Raw genomic sequence first — 17365 nt, 5'->3', positions numbered from 1 at the left:
GCGGAAGGTTCGGAGGTTCGATGGGCAGGTCCCTGCGCCCGGGTAGTCCCCTGGCTCCGCGGTGGTACGCGCGTCTCGCCCTGGCGGCGGGGGCGGCGGCGGTCCTCGTGCTGCTGTTGTCCGCCGGTCTCACCAGCATCGCGCTGGTGGCGGTGGGCCTGGCCGGCCTGGCGGCGACGGCGGCGGGCGCGTGGTGGGCGCTCGCGCACCGAGCCCTGCCCCGGGCGCTGGGGCTCGCCCTGGCCGTCGCCGCGCCCCTCGTCGTCGTCGCCCTCTACGTGCTCTCCGGGATGTTGTGGGTGGTGGTCGCGTCGCTCGCCCTGGGCGCGCTGGCCGTCTCCTCCGGGTGGGCCGCGCTGGCCGCGGACACCGGACGGACGGGCGCCACCGCACGGCCGGCCGCCGCGCCGAAGCGCCCCTTCCTCATCATGAACCCGCGGTCCGGGGGCGGGAAGGTGGGCCGGTTCCACCTCGTGGAGAAGGCGCAGGCGCTGGGGGCCGACATCGTCCTGCTGGACGCGGCACACCCGGTGGACGTGGCCGATCTGGCGCGGCGGGCCGCCGACGAGGGAGCGGACCTGCTCGGCGTGGCGGGCGGTGACGGCACCCAGGCCCTGGTCGCGGGCGTGGCGGCCGAGCGCGGCCTGCCCTTCCTGGTCATCTCGGCCGGCACCCGCAACCACTTCGCCATGGATCTCGGCCTGGACCGGGACGACCCCGCCCGATGCCTGGAGGCGCTGACCGACGGCGTCGAGCTCCGGATCGACCTGGGCTTCGTCAACGACCAGCCCTTCGTCAACAACGCCTCCTTCGGCGCCTACGCGGCCGTCGTCCAACACCCCGCCTACCGCGGCGACAAGGCCCGTACCACGCTCAAGGTGCTGCCGGACCTGCTCACGCACCACACCGGCCCACGGCTGACCGTGCGCACGCAAGACGCCGTCATCGAGCGCCCGCAGGCCGTGCTGGTGAGCAACAACCCCTACCGGATCGGTGACGCGGCGGGGCTCGGACGCCGGGAGCGGCTGGACTCCGGGGCCCTCGGCGTGCTGGGGGTGACGGTCGACAACGCGGCCCAGGCCGCCGGGATGCTCCGCGGCAGGCACGGGCCCGGGCTGACCTCGCTGACGGCCGCGGAGGTCGTCGTCGACGCCGACACGCCCACCCTCCACGTCGGTGTGGACGGGGAGGCGCTGACCCTGCCGTCCCCCGTCCGCTGCCGCGTCGCCCCCGGCGCCCTGCGCGTACGCCTGCCTCGCCATCGCCCCGGTACGAGGGGCGGCAAGCCACGGATGGACTGGGGCCGGATCCGCCGGCTGGCCCTGACCGGACGGCGGAGGCACGGCAGGCGATCTTGACGGGGCGGCCGGAGAATGGGAGACGGCCGTACCGCGGAGGCGCGGGCGACGGCACCGCCGTCACCGATCGCCCCGTCGCGCCGAGGAGAAGGGCTGGTCGCCGATGGCGGACGCCAGGGCCGAGCGCATCGCGAGACTGACCGCGCCGCTGCGTGTGAAGCCGGGTTCGCGGGTGGACCTGGCCCGGGACTTCGACCCCCGCTACAAGGGCCGACTGAGAAAGGAACACGGCGCCGAGCTCCTCAAGGCGGGGGTCTCGCTGCTCGCCGAGTACCAGGAACGGCTGGCCGCCCAGAACACGTACGGAGTGCTGCTCTGCCTCCAGGCACTCGACGCCGGGGGCAAGGACAGCACCATCCGCCACGTCATGAGCGGAGTCAACCCGCAGGGCGTGAAGGTGAGCAGCTTCAAGGTGCCCTCCGCGGAGGAGCTCGACCACGACTACCTGTGGCGCTACTCCCTCAGACTGCCCGCCCGCGGGGAGATCGCGATCTTCAACCGTTCCCACTACGAGGAGGTCCTGGTCGTACGGGTGCACCCGGAACACCTCGACCGGCAGCGGCTACCGGAAGCGGCCCGGGGGCGGGGGATCTGGCAGCGCCGCTACCGGGACATCAACAACTGGGAGCGCTATCTCACCGACAACGGCTTCAGGGTGGTGAAGATCTTCCTGAACCTCTCCCGCGAGGAGCAGCGCACCCGTTTCATGAAGCGGATCGACCTGCCGGAGAAGAACTGGAAGTTCTCCGCCGCCGACGTGCGGGAACGCCGGCGGTGGGACGACTACCAGGTCGCGTTCTCCGAGATGCTCTCGGAGACCAGCACGAAGTGGGCGCCCTGGTACGTGGTGCCGGCGGACCGCAAGTGGTTCGCTCGCATCTGCACGGCGGCGATCCTGGCCGACACGCTGATCGACCTCGACCCCCACTACCCCGTGGTCAGCGTGGAGGCCCGCAAGAAGCTGCAGAGCGCCAAGCGGGAGTTGGAACGAGAGGCCCCCAGGGGCGCCCCGGCCGACCCGTACGCGGCCGAACACGGGGACGGCGGGAAGGGCTGATCATCCGCGCGGGCGGTGAGAGCGCCCCCAGCCGTGTCAGCCGGGGCGGCACGCGTGCACGCCACTGGAGTCACCCCCCGGCGGACGCCGTCGCCACCGCCGTGGCCAGCCGCCTCAGGGCGGTGGACTCCTCACTGTCCTCCTCGGCGCTGAAGACGTGCACCACCAGTCCCGTCTCGCCGGGCGCGGCCGGCACGTGCAGCGTCTCGAAGTCCAGGGTGAGCAGGCCGGCCACGGGGTGGCGCAGTCGTTTGCGGCCCGCCGCGCACATCACGACCTCGCCGGTGGACCAGATCCGGCGGAAGTCGGCGCTGTGCGTGGACAGTTCCGTGATGAGACCGGCCAGCTCCGCGTCGTCGGGGTGGCGGCCCGCGGCGACCCGCAGCTGGCCAACGGCCTCCGCCGCCCGGTCCTCCCACTCGGGGTGGACGACCCGGGAGGCGGGGTCGAGGAAGAGGTACCTGGCGTTGTTCCGGTCGCGGTGGGCCGGGTCGGCCAGACCGCCGATCAGTTCGGCGCCCAGGGCGTTCCACGCCACCACGTCGAGGCGGTGGTCGGTCGCGAAGGCGGGGAAGTGGGCCATGGCGTCCAGCATCCGCCGCAGTTGGGGGCTGACCCGTGCCCGGGGCGCGGGCCCGCGTCGGGTGCCGGCCAGGGTGGCGAGGTGTCCGCGCTCCGCCGTGTCGAGTCCGAGCGCCCTGGCGAGGGCGTCGAGCACCTCGGGGGACGGCTGGGTGGCCCGGCCCTGTTCCAGGCGGACGTAGTAGTCCACGCTGATGCCCGCGAGTCGGGCCAGCTCCTCACGGCGCAGACCCTGTACCCGCCGGCGGCGGCCTTCCGGGAGCCCGACCTGTTCCGGCGCCACGCGTCCCCGGCGTGCGCGCAGGAAGGCGCCGAGCGCCCGGCCGGAATCGCCCACCCCGTCGACGGGTTCGCCGGTGCCCGTACCGCCCCTTCTCCCGGCCCCCTCCGCCCCGGTGTCGTCGTCCACGCCCGCTGTCCGCCCGATCTGGTCCACGCCGTCCATACGCTCCAGTATGGGTGGCACCCGCAGTACCAGGATCATCGTTCCTACGGTCGCGCAGGGTACTGGTTACCAGCTCCGAGCTGGGCGAACGTAGGAGCATGACCGAAACAACGCCGCAGCCGCGGAAGAGGATCCTCGTCGTCTCCGCCCACCCCGAACCCCGTTCGCTCAACGCCGCTCTGACCGCCTTCGCGGTCGAGCACCTGCGCGCGGCGGGGCACGAGGTGCGGGTGTCCGACCTGTACGCGATGAAGTGGAAGGCGACGGTGGACGCCGACGACTTCCCCGAGGACGCCGTGGACCGGCGGTTGAACGTGATGGACGTCTCGGAGCGGGCCACGCTGGCGGGGCGGCTGGCGCCGGACGTCGCGGCGGAGCAGGAGAAGGTGCGCTGGTCGGACGCGGTGATCCTGCAGTTTCCGCTCTGGTGGTTCGGGCCGCCCGCGATCCTGAAGGGCTGGATAGACCGGGTGTTCACCGCCGGGTTCGGCTACGGGCCGAAGGTCCCGCCGCCGTACAGCGGGGGCGCCCTGACGGGGCGGCGGGCGCTGGTGTCGGTGACGGCGGGGGCCCGCGAGACCTCGTTCGCCGAGCGGGGCATCCACGGGCGGCTGGCCGATGTCCTCCATCCGCTCCAGCACGGGCTGTTCTGGTTCACCGGCATGGCTCCGCTGGAGCCGTTCGCGGTGTACGGCTCGAACGACCTGCCCGAGGAGCGGTTCGCGGCGGCGCGCCGGGAGTACGGCCGACGGCTCGACGGCCTCTTCACGGACGAGCCGGTCCCGTACCGGACGCTGGTCGGCGGCGACTACGACCACGACATGCGGCTGCTGCCGGGTGTGGAGGAGCCGGGGACGAGTGGACTGGATCTTCACCTGCGCCCGCGGGGGTGAGCGGCCGCGCGACGCGGCGCCCACGGATGGGGCGTATCCCGGCGAGCGGCCTGGAGGCACCCGCGGAGCGGCGCCGCGGTCCGCGGGTGCGGCCAGGTGGTCGAGGAGGGTCGAGGGCGTGCCCCCGGCCGTCCTGGACGGCCGGGGCACCTACGTGGTCGGCCGCCGTCAGCCGGAGGCGGCGGAGAGGATCACGTCGACCAGTCGCTCGGCCGCGTCCGGACGACCGTGCGCCCGGGCCCGCTCGGCCATCATGCTGCGTCGGACCGGGTCGGTCAGCAGCGGGTCCACCGCGGCGTAGAGGCTCTGCGCGCTGACGTCGCCCAGCAGTGCCACGGCGGCGCCGGCCTCCTCCAGGTGGCGGGCGTTGTGGGCCTGCTCGTTGCCCGCCGAGGTGGCGAGCGGGACGAAGACCGCGGGCTTGCCCAGCGCGGTCAGCTCGGCGAGCGTGCCGGCTCCGCTGCGGGAGATCACGACATCGGCGAGGGCCAGCACGTCGGGGAGCTCGGGGCCGACGAACCCGGCCACGTAGTAGCGGGCGGCCAGCTCCGGCGGCAGGGCCGCGGCGTGCTGCCGCAGGGTGTCCACGTGGTTCGGCCCGCACTGGTGGATGATGTTCGCGCGGCTCAGCAGCCACGGCAGGGCGTCCCGGACGACGTCGTTGATCTGCTGGGCGCCCTGGGCGCCACCGGTCACGTAGAGGGTGGGCAGGCGCCGGTCGAAGCCGTACAGCGACAGCGCCGCGATGGCCTTGTCCGGGTGTCCCGAGAGCACCTCGGGGCGGACCGGGTTGCCGGTGACGACCGCGGCGCCGCGCACGGCCTCCGGCAGCAGCGACAGCGTCGACTCCGAGGACACCGCGATGCGCGTCGCCGAGCTGGCGAGCTTGCGGTTGGCCAGGCCGAGGCGCACCGTCTGCTCGTGCAGCACCAGCGGGCGGCGGCACATGCGGGCGGCCAGGCCGGCCGGGACGGCGACGTACCCGCCGGTGGCGAGGACGACGTCCGGCTGGAAGTCGGACACGATCTTCCGGGCCTGGGCGACGCCCAGCGGCACCCGCGCCATGTCCCGCACGTTGGCCGGGGACACCATCTTGAGCGGATTGCTGGAGCGGCGGATCTTGCCCGTGGCGACCGTGGCGAACGCGATGCCCTCGGCCGGGGCCACGCGGGCCTCCAGGCCCTCCGGCGTACCGATCCACAGCACATCCAGCGTTCCACCGGACGCCGCCAACCTGGCCTGCAGCGTGCGGATCGCCGTCAGGGCGGGGTAGGTATGGCCGCCGGTCCCTCCGCCCGTGACGATCAGCCGGAAGGGATGCGGGAGACGAGAAGCACTATTCACCTGAGGCACCCTACTGGCGACCGTTCCCCGCCCGCCAAACCCCTCCCCCCGCCGTGGCCGGAACCCGCGCGTCCACAGGGCCACCGGGCGCCCGTCGGCGGCCCGCCGGTACGGCGTCGGTGGAGGCGACGGACCCGACCGACCTCAGGCGCGGTAGTACGTCAGGAACATGTCCACACCCGTGGTGATGAGCCGCTCGGCGAGGTCTTCGTCGAGGCGATCGCCATAGGCGCTGTGGACGATGTGCGGGTAGAGCACCAGCGCGTAGAACTGCACGACCGCCAGGCCCATGTCCGGGATGTCGAGGTCGTCCCGGGCGGCCAGCGCGGCGGAGAGGGGTTCGGCGAACCGGTCCGGCCCCTGCTCGCGCCAGGCCCGCCCCAGCTCGGGGAAGCGACGGGCCTCCGCGGCGATCAGCGCGCGCAGCGCCAGGACCTCGGGGCGGCCGATGCCCTTCACCCAGTCCCGGGCGGTCGCGGTCAGGACGTCGCGGATGTCGTCGACCCCACCCAGGCGCTCGACCATGGTGCGCATGCTCTCGCCGAGCGCCTCCTCCAGGGCGTCGCCCACCACCTCGATGAACAGCTCCTCCTTGCCGCTGAAGTGGTTGTAGACGGTCACCTTGGACACGTTCGCCTCGGCGGCGATCTGATCCATTCCCACGCCGAACCCCTGACGCAGGAACTCCTTGCGCGCCGCCCGCACGATGGCGGCCCGCTTCCGCGCGGCGCGCTCGCCCGACGGAGGGGTGCGCTTGCTGGTCGTCTTCACCCTGCCCATGATAGCCGGCACCTGAACTGAACAGTTGAGTTCATATGTACTGTGCCGTACAGTTCAGGCCATTCCCCGGGGCGAGAACGGCCCCGACCCAATGGGCACCTTCATGCCCCATGGGCCTCCCTCCGCGAAGAGAGTGATCCCCGATGAGTGAGCTCAAGATCCTCGGCATCTCCGGAAGCCTGCGTGCCGACTCGTACAACTCGGCCCTGCTGCGCGCCGCCCAGAAGTTCGCGCCGGCCGGCGTCGCCGTGGAGATCTACGAGGGGCTGCGCGACGTCCCCCTGTACGACCAGGACCTCGACACCCCGGAGCGCCGCCCCGCGGCCGCCCAGGAGCTGCGCGACCGCGTCAAGGCGGCCGACGGGGTGCTGCTCGCCACGCCGGAGTTCAACTACTCCATCCCCGGCGTCCTCAAGAACGCCATCGACTGGGCCAGCACCGACTGGACCCGGACCGAGGGCGTCCCACTGCTCCACAAGCCGGTCGCCATCACCGGCGCCGCGCCGACCAACTTCGGTTCGGTCCGCGCCCAACTCGCGCTCCGCCAGGTCTTCGTCTGCATCGATGCCGACGTGGTCGTCAAGCCCGAGGTGATCGTCTTCCAGGCCCACGAGCGCTTCGACGAGGGCGGCAACCTCACCGACGAGATCACCCAGGGCCTCCTCCAGGACCTGCTGACCGCCCTCGCCGGCAAGGTCACGTCCCGCTCCGCGACCGCCGCCTGACCCACACCCACCCGCCCCGCTACCGGGCCCGCGTTACGCGTGACGTCGGCCCGGTGCGCGGACGTGTGCCCTCGGACGCCCACGGCTCACGCCCCTTGGGTGGGGTGCCCTCGGGTGGAGCCGAGCGGGTTCACGGCGACGAGGGCGGCCGCCCGCTCACTTCTCCTCGAAGAGGAGGTCCTCGATGGGGTGCGTCATGCGCAGGGTGTGTTCATTGGTGATCTCGACGACGTTGTGCAGGCCGACGAGCTCGGTGTCGGTCGACAGGATGCGGAACCGGTCCGCGGCCCCGGCCAGGAAGGTGGGGAAACCGGCCAACGACGGGGCGCCGGACGAGAAGTGGTCCTTCAGACGGCGGAAGAGCTTCGGGAGGAGCACCACGTCGCCCTCTTCGATGATCGAGGCCATCCCGATGATCTTCCCCCCTCGCATGGTCGCGTCGCTCGGCCACAGGCCCTTGCGTGCGGCCCTCGCCTGCTGGGCGGCGGCGACCAGTTCGAGACGCAGGTCCTTGGGCAGGCCCTCGTAGAAGGTGGGATAGGCCAGGCCCTGGGAGAGCAGATGGTGGTTGGCGGTCCGCCTCAGATGCTCCACCTTGACGTTCACTTCGTAGCCACTGGCCATCGGCGGGGCGCCACGGCCGACCAGCGCGACGCAGCGGCCGTAGGCGTCGGTGCCGCGGGTGAGGATGTAGCCCGGCACACTGGCGGGGACGGCGGTGGTGGCCTCGTCCGGCCCGCGTTGGACATCGGGGAAGCCGAGCCAGGCGAGCAGCTCGTTCGCGGCGGCATGGGGGAAGCGGCCCGGCTGGCGCACCTCATCCCCGCCGTAGGGACCCTCGTAGTGGGTCTCCAGCGCGTCGACGCCTTCGAGTCGCACACCCACGGTGCCGTTCACCCCGGGCACCGGCTGGCGGCACCCCCGGACGAGCTTCCATTCACCCACGTAGTCGGGGACGAACGGGATGGTGTCCCCGTCGGGCTTGCTCCGGCCCGACAGATGGAACGACCCCTTGATCAGCAACATCGGCATGGCGACTCCCATGAACGCCGGGCGGACGCCACACGCCGCTCGCGTCACGGGCGGACGCGACCGCCCCGCCGATGGCGTATCCGCTGCGTACGGCCCCTTCCTCATCGAATCTATGGAGGGGTCCGACCGGGCGCAAACGCTGTTGCGACGAACGGGAACCGCCTCGGGGAGGAGGCGAAGGCGCTCCGTGCACTCAGCGACCGGCGGCGGTCCGTGCGCTCAGCGGTCTACGGCGGAGTCCGCTGAGACGGCGGTCGACGACCCCTCACTCCGCGCACCGCGCTGGTCGGTTCCGGCACACGATCGGAGCCGGCGGGGTGCGGGGCCGTGGCGCCGTGCGTCGCGGGTCGAGACGGTCGCGGAGCCGGGGGAAAGGCGGCCGGCCGGTTGCGCGGGGAGCGCGGAGCGCGGGGCTCGCGGTGCCTACGACACGACCCTGAGCAGCCTGTTCGGCGTACCCCAGGCCGGGTTGGAGATCCTGTTCGGGGTGGCGTTCCCGATCAGCGCCGAGGCGACCTGGCTGGGCGTGGCCCGCGGGTGGCCGGCGAGGTAGACGGCGGCGGCGCCCGCGACGTGCGGGGTGGCCATCGAGGTGCCGGACATGGTCTGGGTCGCCCGGTCACCGCGGTTCGCGGCCGAGACGATGTCCGAGCCCGGTGCGTAGAGGTCCACCGCCGGGCCGTAGTTGGAGAAGCCCGACTGCTGGTCGTAGGCGGTGCTGGAGGCGACGGTGATCGCCTCCGGAACGCGGGCCGGCGAGACCCGGCGGGCGTCGGTGGACTCGTTGCCCGCCGCGACGGCCACGGTGATGCCGGAGGCGACCGCCCGCTTCACCGCGGCGTCCAGCGCCCAGTCGACGCCGCCGCCGAGGCTCAGGTTGGCGACCGACGGGCCCCGGTGGTGCGCGATCATCCAGTCGATGCCCGCGACGATCTGCTCGGTGGTGCCGCGCCCCCGGTTGTCCAGGACCCGGACCGCGACGATCTTCGCCTTCTTGGCGACGCCGTACCGAGCGCCGGCGATGGTGCCCGCGACATGGGTGCCGTGGCCCTGGCCGTCGCTGGCGTCGTTGTCCCTGTCGACGGCGTCGAAGCCGGAGACCGCGCGCCCCTGGAAGTCCTGGTGGCTCACGCGCACACCGGTGTCGATGACGTACGCCGTGACGCCCGCGCCGGCGTTGTCGGGGAAGGTGTACCTTCCGTCGCGCGCGCCACGCGTCTGGTCGATCCGATCCAGGCCCCACGACGGCGGGTTGACCTGCGTGGCCTCGATGCTGAACCGCTGGTTCTGGACCACCTTGGCGACCGCCGGGTCGGCGGCCAACTGCTTGGCCTCGGTCTCGCTCAGCCCGCTGGCGGAGAAGCCGTTGACCGCGGAGTCGTAGCTGCGGCGCAGTGTGCCGCCGTACTCCTCGGCCAGGTCCTCGCCCTCGGCGGCGGCCTTGATGCTCTTGCCGCCCTTCAGCAGCACGATGTAGCTGCCGTCGACGGCGTCCTTGGACTCGGTGCCGTACACCGTGCCCTCGGCGGGCGTCGACGCGCCGGCCGGAAGGGCGACGAAGGCGCCCGCGGTCACCGCGGCGGCCGCGGCTATGCCCAGAACGATCTTCCGTTTGCCGACACGCTTGTGTGTGGCCATGACGAGGTTCCTCCTCGTAGAGGTTGTGGGGGGAGCTCGGGCGCGACGGCGTCGAGATGTCGCCCGTCATTCGGAACATGAGGTTCCGGGTGCCCGAGTTGATCGAAACCTTGACCGATCAGCCCACGTAATTCAAGTTCCCAGAGCGAAACCAGGGCTGGGTGTGACATTCGCAACGCCCTTGCGCACCAACGGAGTCCACCGGTCGCCGGCGAGGCTACGAGGGTCCACGAACCCCGTCCGACGTGTCTGACATGGCGTCATCCAGCCTGCCGGGAGAGCAGCGCCAACCGATGTGACCTGCGGTTTTCCTCAGACGATTGACGGGTTGTCAGGCTCAGGGCACCGCGAGGCGGCGACGGTCGAGGCTGGCGCGGTCCGCAGCAGCAGCATGGCGATGTCGTCGGTGTACCGACCGCCGGGCCAGGTGCGGTGGATGAGGCGGTCGATGAGACCGTCGAGGTCCTGATCGCTGTTGTCGCCGAGTTGGTGGGCGAGGCCGGTGGCGATCTGGCCGGAGTCGGCCCCGGGTACCTCGATCAGCCCGTCGGTGTAGAGAGCGAGGGTCGTTCCGCCCGTGAGGGTCAGACCGGTGACGGGATAGGAGATGTCGACGTCGACGCCGAGCAGGGGCCCGGGGTCGAGCGCCAGCAGCTCGGCCGGCCGGCCGGGGCGGTGCAGGAGCGGTGGGGGGTGGCCCGCGCTGGCCAGGGTGGCCTGCTGGCGGGTGAGGTCGAGGTGTACGTAGAGGCAGGAGACGAGCAGGTCGGTCTCCAGGTCGGCCAGGACGCGGTTGGTGCGGGCGAGGACCTGGTCGGGCGAGGCGCCGGCGGTGGCGTGGATGGCGGTGCGGACCTGTCCCATGAGCGCGGCGGCGGCGACGTTGTGCCCCTGGACGTCGCCGATGACGGCCTCGACGGTGGTGGCGTCGAGGTGGATGACGTCGTAGAAGTCGCCACCGATGTCCATGCCGTGACTGGCCGGCAGGTACCGGGCGGCGATCCGCAGGCCCGGCACGGTCGGCAGGCTGTGCGGGAGGAGAGCCTGCTGGAGGCCGTGGGCGAGGTCGTGAGCGGCGTCGTAGAGGCGGGCGCGGTCCAGGGCCTGGGCGACCAGGCCGGCCAGGGAGGTGAGGACGGCGCGTTCGTCGGCGGTGAAGGTGCGCGGACGGTCGTAGGAGAGGATGCAGCAGCCGACGGGGCGGCCGTGGATGAGCAGCGGCAGGAAGGCCCACGCCTGCTTGCCGCTGACCTGCGGGGCCAGCGGATAGCGGCGGGCCATCTCCTCGGGGCTGGCGAAGAAGGACGGGATACCGCTGGCCAGCACCTGCCCGGCGGGGGTGAGAGCGGTGTCCAGGGGGAGGCCGTCGAGGCGGTCGATGACCTGCTGGTCGTAGCCGTGGTGACCGGTGATCTTCAGCCGGCCGGCGTCGGCGGCGGACAGCACCAGGCCGTCGGCGCCGAACGCGGGCAGGACCTGGTCGGCGACCAGGTCCACGACGTCGCGGACGGCGACGGTCTCGGTCAGCGCGGCCGCCAGGTGCACCAGTTGGAAGAGCCGTCCGGCCTGGGCGGCGCGGGCGGGGGTGGGGGTGGGGTCGCCGAGTTCCCGCCCCTCGGCCGGCCGGGACCGTTCGCGGCCGGGCGCCGGGGCGCGGCTGATACGGGCGCTGATGCCGCTGGCGTCCGGGTAGAGCTCGAAGTGCAACCAGTTGTCCGGTGGGCGCAGGACGACGAAGGCCACCGGATCGCGGCTGATCACGGCGGTGCGGTAGTGGTCCTCCACGACCGGGTCGTCCAGCCAGGGCAGGGACTGCCAGGGCCGGGTGCCCAACAGCTGGCCCGCATCGCGGTCGAGCAGCGCCGCGGCCGTGGCGGTCAGGAAGGTGATCCGGCCCTCCAGGTCCAGGGCCAGTCCCCCTTCCGGCAGGCGCTCGGCGTAGTCCGCGGCGGCCTGCGGGGGCTGGCCGCCCCGCGCGTCGGACCCGGCGACCGGGATGAAGCGGGGCTCGTCGGGCACGACGGGCGGAGCGGCGGCCTCGTCCAGGGCGCGGGCGATGCGTCGGGCGGCGGCGGTGATGTGGCCCAGCTCGCGACGCGTGGCGCTTTCCGGGTGGCTGGCGGGCCACAGCAGGAGCATGGTGCCCCAGCTACGGGACCGGCCGAGCAGGGGCGCGGCGGCGAGCGCGAAGCGGTACGGCAGGCTCGCGGCGGCGCGTGGGTAGGTCCGGGCCAGCTCCTCCTGGGAGGCCACCCACACCAGGCGGCCCTCGCGGACCGCGTCGGTGACCGGGGTCGGCGCGGTCAGCGGCATCCGGCGCCACGGCCACCCCAACTCCAGCGGCACCCCGCAGATCACCGCGAGGCCCAGCGTCCGCCTCGCCTCGTCCAGGAGGTAGACGCGCCCCGCGGAGGCACCGGTGCGCCGCACGGTGTCGGCCAGGACCTCGTCCAGCGACCCGACGCCTTCGGGGCTCTCACCACGGTCGGACATCGCGGCTCTCCGACCGCGGACGCGCCCCGCCGGGCCCGTGCCGCAGCCGCGGCCGGGCATCGCGGGACACCGACCGCGGCATGGCGACCGACCGCGGCCGAGGAGCGCGGGACCGTGACCCTGGCCGGGCGGCGCAGGCCCTCATACCAGGACGATACGCCCGGAGCGTGGCGTCTGCCCCGACCGGCGGGGAGCCGTCCGGCCCACGGGGCGCCCCGGCCGCGCCACGGCCTCGCGGACCGCGGCCGTCGTCCCCGGCAGGGTCGGCCACGGCCGCGGCGACACCCCCGGAATGCTCAAGGCTCCGGACACCGGGCACCGGACACCGGGCTCCGGACACCGGGCTCCGGACACCGGGCTCCGGACACCGGATTCCCGGGCCTGGCCCCGGGCCTCGGGCCGGCCCCGGGCCCCGGCTCGGGCGCCGGGTGCCTGTCACAGTCGGTCGAGCAACTGTCGTTTCTTCTGCTCGAACTCGGCGGTGGTGAGGACCCCGGCCGCGTGCAGCTCGCCGAGCCTGGCTATCTGGTCGAGGACGCCCTCGACCGGGGCGGGGGGCGGGGCGGGGGCCGGAGACGGGGGCGCGGTCGGCGGGGCCGTCGCGGTCCGTCCGAGTGAGCCCACGGCCGGCCGCAGCGCCTCGTCGAGCCGCGCCAGGTCCTCCCCCTTGAGGCGCTCGAATTCCAGGACGAGACCCCTCATGGTCTCCACCCGCAGCACGCCGTGGGTGACCTTCTGGCTGCCCGCCGCCATCCTGATCTCCGCCAGGTGGAGGACGAACAGCTCCTCTCCGGAGAACCTGGTCCTGACGAACAGGAGCCGCTGGTTGGTGAGGACGACCGTGCCCAGGTCGCTGCCGACGAAGCACTCCGCCACGACGAAGACCTGCTCGCCGCCGAGGAGGAGGCCGGGCAGCCGCTTGAGGACGTACCAGCAGCGGTCGCCCGTGGCCGAGGCGAGGGCGGAGGCCATGATGTCCTCACGGGCGGCCGCCTCCGGGCCGAGCTTCTGCGCGAGTCGGGCGATGTGCTGCTGTTCCGCGGCGTGCGCGCGTGCGGCTCGATCCTCCTCGGCCCGTGCCCGGGCGACACCCTGCTGGGTCAGCCAGGCCAGCAGGGGATCGGCCGCGGCCGCGTAGGCGGCCGCCACGTCGACGCCCTGGGCCTCGTTCGTGGCCACGACATGACGGAGGTGCTCGGCGAGGCCGCGGAACGCCTCCCGCTGCCCGTGGCCGAAGCCGATCGTGTTGGGGTCCTCGTCGGAGCCCGCCGGGACCAGGGCGCGTCCGCCGAAGCACAGCTGAAGGTGTCCACGCCGCAGCCGGGTCGCGTCCTTGAACTCGACGTCGGATAACGCCTGGAGCGGCAGCACGCGCGACGGGAGGGGGGCCGGCCTGCGGTCCGTCCGACAGACCGTGAGCGACGCCGGACCGAGCTCGATCCAGCCGCCCGCACCCTCGTACCTGACCATCGAGCAGCCCCCCCCACACGTTCGATTCCGTTACCGGCCAGTGTACGGACGCCTCGTGCCGCGCCCCCGTCGGTCGGGACGGCGGAGGTCGCGCTCAGTCCTCTCCGGTGGCGACGATGACGACGGCATGGCCGTTGCCGATGCCGACCACGGCCGCGTCGAACGTCGCCTCGGTGACCGGCTTCCAGGAGACGTTGCCGTGTCGGCCCTCGCGGTATGCGGCGTAGCCGTTGGCGCGCCAGTCGGCGTGCGTCCCGAGCATGGCCGCCAGCCCGTCGCCGATGGCGTCGGCCACGGGGCGCATCGGTCCGTCGCCTCCGTTCGTATGGACGAGGTTCCGGATGAGCGTGGCGGCCGTCCAGGGTGCCACCTCGTGTGGGGGGATCCGGCTGTCCAGGGCGGACTCCATCTGCTCGGGGCCGCGCGGGGCACGGTGTCCATGGCGGCAGTGGCCGCAGTGCGGCGCGAGCAACCCGGTGGGTGCCAGGACGTCCCAGCACAGCTGCCCGTGGCCGCGGCCGTCGGCCGGTCCGAGGTGGACGATCCGGTCCGCGTACGCGCCCCACTCCGTCAGCCACATGCCGAGGTCCGCACCCGGCCCCAGGTCGTACGCCGGTGGCGGCTCGAACGACAGACCCATGGCTTCCCCTCTCTTCGGCTCGCACCGCACAGCGAACGCAGGTGTCCGAAAGGCGGTGCTTGTAGCGCGCGCTGACGGTTCCTAGTCTCGCGCTAGCGGTCGACCGGTCGGTGCACGGGCACCGACCGGGGTGGGGCGGCTCCGCCCATGACACGGCACCGAACCACCTCGCGGCCGCGACGACCTTCGGAATCCGACGAGAGAGGCCAAGGGATGCGCTCGATCCGCCATGGGTTGCTCACCGCCGCCGGCTGCGCCGCGTTGGCCGCCCTTTCCGCACCGGCAGCGATCGCCCAACCCACGTCCGCGAGCCAGCACACGCGGGCCGTCGAACAGGCCACGCCGGCCGTCCCCCCGACCGGCCGGACCCACACGGACGCCATCGTCCCCGGCGTCCCGTACCACCTGGTCGAGACCCGAACCGGCCGGGGAGTCGACTTCGCGGCCCGGGCTGACGAGGACTACACCCTGCTCGCCGACTCGGGCGACAGGCGGGGAACCGCCGTGGTCTTCACCAAGAAGGGCGACGGCTACACCGTCACGTCGACACGCTCCCGCCGGAGCGGATACGACACATGGTGCGCCGTCGACAACGGGATCAGGCTGGCCAGGAAGAGCGAGTGCGCCACCGTCTGGCGTCTGTCCAACTGGTACCCCGGCTTCCTGCTCGAAGCGGACGGGAAGTACCCGACCTACCCCGCGAAGGGAAGGGCGTGGTTGGAGGGACACGGCGTCGACCTTCCCGCCGGCAGGGAGTTCGCCTACTTCAAGGCCGTCGAGGCCCCGTAGGCACGCGGCACGCTCAGCGGGGCACGGACGACCTCCGCTGTCGCCGCCCGACCCGCGCGAGGACCAGAACGGTGTCGTCGGCGGGCTTGTCGGGCAGCAGACGCGTGATGATGTGGTCCGCCATCGCCTCCAACGTGCCCGACGCCCGCCCCAGTTCGGCGCGCAACGCGCTCAGGCCGGCCTCGACGTCCCGGCCCCGCGCCTCGATGAGGCCGTCGGTGTAGAGGGCCAGGGTCGCGTTCTCGGGCAGTTCGATCTCCGTGGTCCCGAAGGGGCAGCCGCCGACGCCGAGGGGGACGCCCAGGACGTCGTCGACGGTCTCGATTCCGCCGTCCGGACGCAGCACCAGGGGTGGCGGATGTCCGGCACTGGCGATGCGGGCGTGGCCGGTCGTCGGGTCGTACACGATGTAGAGGCAGGTGGCGAGCTCGATGCCGGCCTCCAGGGCGCACGCGTCGAGCTCCGTCAGCAGCTCCGTGGGGGCGAGGTCGCGCCTGGCCAGGGTCTTGGCGGTGATCCTGAGCCGCCCCATGGCGGCGGCGGCCGGCACCCCGTGTCCCATGACGTCGCCCACCACCAGGGCGACCCGTTCGCCGGGCAGGACGATCGCGTCGTACCAGTCGCCGCCGACCTCGGTGATCCGGCCGCCGGGGATGTACCGGTGGGCCATGTCCACATACGGACCGGTGTCCAGCGCGCTGGGCAGCAGGGCGCGTTGAAGGGTCAGCGCGATGTTCTGCACGCGGCTGTACAGGCGTGCGTTGTCCAGGCAGATCGCGGCGCGGGAGGCGAGCTCGCCGGCGAGGCTGAGATCGTCCCGGGTGAACGGCTGGCGGGCCGCGGACCGTCCGAACATGGCGAGCCCCTGCACCGTGCCCCTGGCGATGAGCGGCGCGAAGAGGATCCAGGCCACTTGGCTCTCGGCCAGCAGTCGTGCGCGCGACTCGATCAGGACGGTCCGGCGCACCAGCTCCGCGTCCACCTCGGCGGCGATCGGGCGGCCGGTTCTGAGCACGTCGTGGACGACCGAGCCCGGCGGGTAGGTCACCGTCTCCCTTCCGCTGACGAGTTCGATGGCGGGAGGCGGGAGGATGGTCCCGGAGGCGATCCGGCGGGTGACCAGCGGCAGGGTCGGGTCGAACAGCTCGGACTCGTCCGCCCACTCCACGAGCTCCACCACCGAGCCGTCGCAGAAGTCCGGCATCGCCGTCTCGACCAGCTCCCTGGCCGTGAGGTTCACATTCAACGTGGTGCCGATCCGGGCGGCGGCACGGTCCAGCAGAGCCAGCCGCTCGCGGCTGGCGGTGGCCTCCAGAATGGCCCGCTCCCGGTCGGTGACGTCCACCATCAGCCCACCCACTCCGGGCCGCGAGTCGAGCGCCTGGCTGAGTGGGAAGAAGCTGACCGACCGCACCTGGTCACGGTCCGGATACCCCCGGGTGCGCAGCCCCACCAGCGCCCCCACGACGGGCTCACCGCCGGCGGCGACGGCGCGGAGCATGCGCTGGTACTCGCCGCCGTCGGACATCACCATGATCTCGTCCATGCGCCGCCCGAGATGCGCCTCCACGGGCAGCCCGTCCATGTCCGCCAGGGCCTGGTTGAGGTGGATGTACCGGAGTTCCGGGTCGAGCATGACCAGCCCGATGGGACAGGTCTCGAAGAGGGCGTCGAGGAAGGCCAGATTGGTCTTGACCCGATCGAGCTCGTCGCTGCGGCTCGCCAGACCCATCACCGCCGAGTGCCCCTCGACGCCGGTCACGGGGAAGACCCGGAAGCCGCAGTCGAAGGTGGCGCCCGCCCGGTCCCGCGCCCTCAGCCGACCCCGCCAGTACCCGTCGGCGCGGCCCTGCTCCAGCATCCAGGCGCACGACGGGGAGACGCCCCCGGACGCGTCGGCGAAGAGCACGGCCCCCGGCTGGGACAGGACCTCGGCGGGGTCGTAACCGAAGAGCTCCCGCGCGCCCGGGCCCCAGAAGCAGACCCGATCCGCGTCGTCGAAGCCGAAGACGGCCACCGGTACGTGCTGGAGCAGCGTGCCCGGCTCAGACCAGAAGGGGCCGTGCAGCCTCTCGCCCCCCGGCCGATCCGACGGCACGAGACGCGCCCCCTTTCACCC

14 protein-coding genes are annotated in these 17365 nt (G+C 72.9%); 5 read left to right on the top strand and 9 right to left on the bottom strand.

The features are described 5' to 3' along the window. The first annotated feature begins 20 nt into the window (after positions 1-20). Positions 21-1358, top strand: a complete 1338-nt coding sequence (locus LRS74_RS28940; protein ID WP_277743746.1) for a diacylglycerol kinase family protein — start codon at positions 21-23, stop codon at positions 1356-1358. A 103-nt stretch (positions 1359-1461) separates the two neighbouring features. Then, positions 1462-2415: a polyphosphate kinase 2 family protein gene (locus LRS74_RS28935; protein ID WP_277743745.1), complete on the top strand. Its 954-nt coding sequence runs from the start codon at positions 1462-1464 to the stop codon at positions 2413-2415. Positions 2416-2485: 70 nt separating this feature from the next. Here LRS74_RS28935 and LRS74_RS28930 read toward each other — a convergent pair whose 3' ends face one another. Then, positions 2486-3481 (bottom strand): helix-turn-helix transcriptional regulator, encoded by a 996-nt coding sequence (locus LRS74_RS28930; protein ID WP_277743744.1) that lies wholly within the window; start codon positions 3479-3481, stop codon positions 2486-2488. Between the two features lie 59 nt (positions 3482-3540). On the opposite strand from LRS74_RS28930, the gene LRS74_RS28925 reads away from it, so the two are divergent. Then, the gene (locus tag LRS74_RS28925) at positions 3541-4335 is read left to right on the top strand and encodes an NAD(P)H-dependent oxidoreductase (protein ID WP_277743743.1); all 795 of its coding nucleotides are present in this window, start codon (positions 3541-3543) and stop codon (positions 4333-4335) included. 168 nt (positions 4336-4503) lie between these two features. Here the strand turns inward: LRS74_RS28925 and LRS74_RS28920 are convergent, their stop codons facing one another. Together LRS74_RS28920 and LRS74_RS28915 are read right to left on the bottom strand one after the other, a co-directional pair. Next, positions 4504-5679 carry a UDP-N-acetylglucosamine--N-acetylmuramyl-(pentapeptide) pyrophosphoryl-undecaprenol N-acetylglucosamine transferase gene (locus LRS74_RS28920; RefSeq protein ID WP_277743742.1) on the bottom strand — a complete coding sequence of 392 codons (1176 nt, stop codon included), beginning with the start codon at positions 5677-5679 and terminating at the stop codon, positions 4504-4506. Positions 5680-5823: 144 nt separating this feature from the next. Beyond that, on the bottom strand, positions 5824-6450 hold the full coding sequence (locus LRS74_RS28915; protein WP_277743741.1) for a TetR/AcrR family transcriptional regulator: 627 nt from the start codon (positions 6448-6450) through the stop codon (positions 5824-5826). A 152-nt stretch (positions 6451-6602) separates the two neighbouring features. Between LRS74_RS28915 and LRS74_RS28910 the strand changes: the two genes are divergently transcribed. Then, complete coding sequence (locus LRS74_RS28910; RefSeq protein ID WP_277743740.1) at positions 6603-7184, top strand: NADPH-dependent FMN reductase; 582 nt, start codon at positions 6603-6605, stop codon at positions 7182-7184. 156 nt (positions 7185-7340) lie between these two features. Here the strand turns inward: LRS74_RS28910 and LRS74_RS28905 are convergent, their stop codons facing one another. The 5 genes from LRS74_RS28905 to LRS74_RS28885 form a co-directional block, all read right to left on the bottom strand. Further along, complete coding sequence (locus tag LRS74_RS28905; protein WP_277743739.1) at positions 7341-8216, bottom strand: thermonuclease family protein; 876 nt, start codon at positions 8214-8216, stop codon at positions 7341-7343. 423 nt (positions 8217-8639) lie between these two features. Continuing rightward, a complete protein-coding gene (locus tag LRS74_RS28900) occupies positions 8640-9854 on the bottom strand; it encodes a S8 family peptidase (RefSeq protein WP_277743738.1) in 1215 nt (404 codons plus the stop codon). 312 nt (positions 9855-10166) lie between these two features. Continuing rightward, positions 10167-12347, bottom strand: a complete 2181-nt coding sequence (locus LRS74_RS28895) for a SpoIIE family protein phosphatase (RefSeq protein WP_277743737.1) — start codon at positions 12345-12347, stop codon at positions 10167-10169. Between the two features lie 435 nt (positions 12348-12782). After that, positions 12783-13817: an SHOCT domain-containing protein gene (locus LRS74_RS28890; RefSeq protein ID WP_277743736.1), complete on the bottom strand. Its 1035-nt coding sequence runs from the start codon at positions 13815-13817 to the stop codon at positions 12783-12785. A 94-nt stretch (positions 13818-13911) separates the two neighbouring features. Further along, positions 13912-14457 (bottom strand): hypothetical protein, encoded by a 546-nt coding sequence (locus LRS74_RS28885; protein WP_277743735.1) that lies wholly within the window; start codon positions 14455-14457, stop codon positions 13912-13914. Between the two features lie 213 nt (positions 14458-14670). Between LRS74_RS28885 and LRS74_RS28880 the strand changes: the two genes are divergently transcribed. Beyond that, entirely contained in the window at positions 14671-15246 is a 576-nt protein-coding gene (locus tag LRS74_RS28880) for a hypothetical protein (RefSeq protein ID WP_277743734.1), read from the top strand. A gap of 13 nt (positions 15247-15259) precedes the next feature. Here the strand turns inward: LRS74_RS28880 and LRS74_RS28875 are convergent, their stop codons facing one another. Continuing rightward, on the bottom strand, positions 15260-17344 hold the full coding sequence (locus tag LRS74_RS28875; protein WP_277743733.1) for a SpoIIE family protein phosphatase: 2085 nt from the start codon (positions 17342-17344) through the stop codon (positions 15260-15262). Positions 17345-17365: the final 21 nt, after the last annotated feature.

This window comes from Streptomyces sp. LX-29 (assembly GCF_029541745.1).
Lineage (GTDB): Bacteria > Actinomycetota > Actinomycetes > Streptomycetales > Streptomycetaceae > Streptomyces.
The sequence above is the reverse complement of the archived record's forward strand: the minus strand, read 5'-3'. Positions and strand labels throughout refer to the sequence as shown.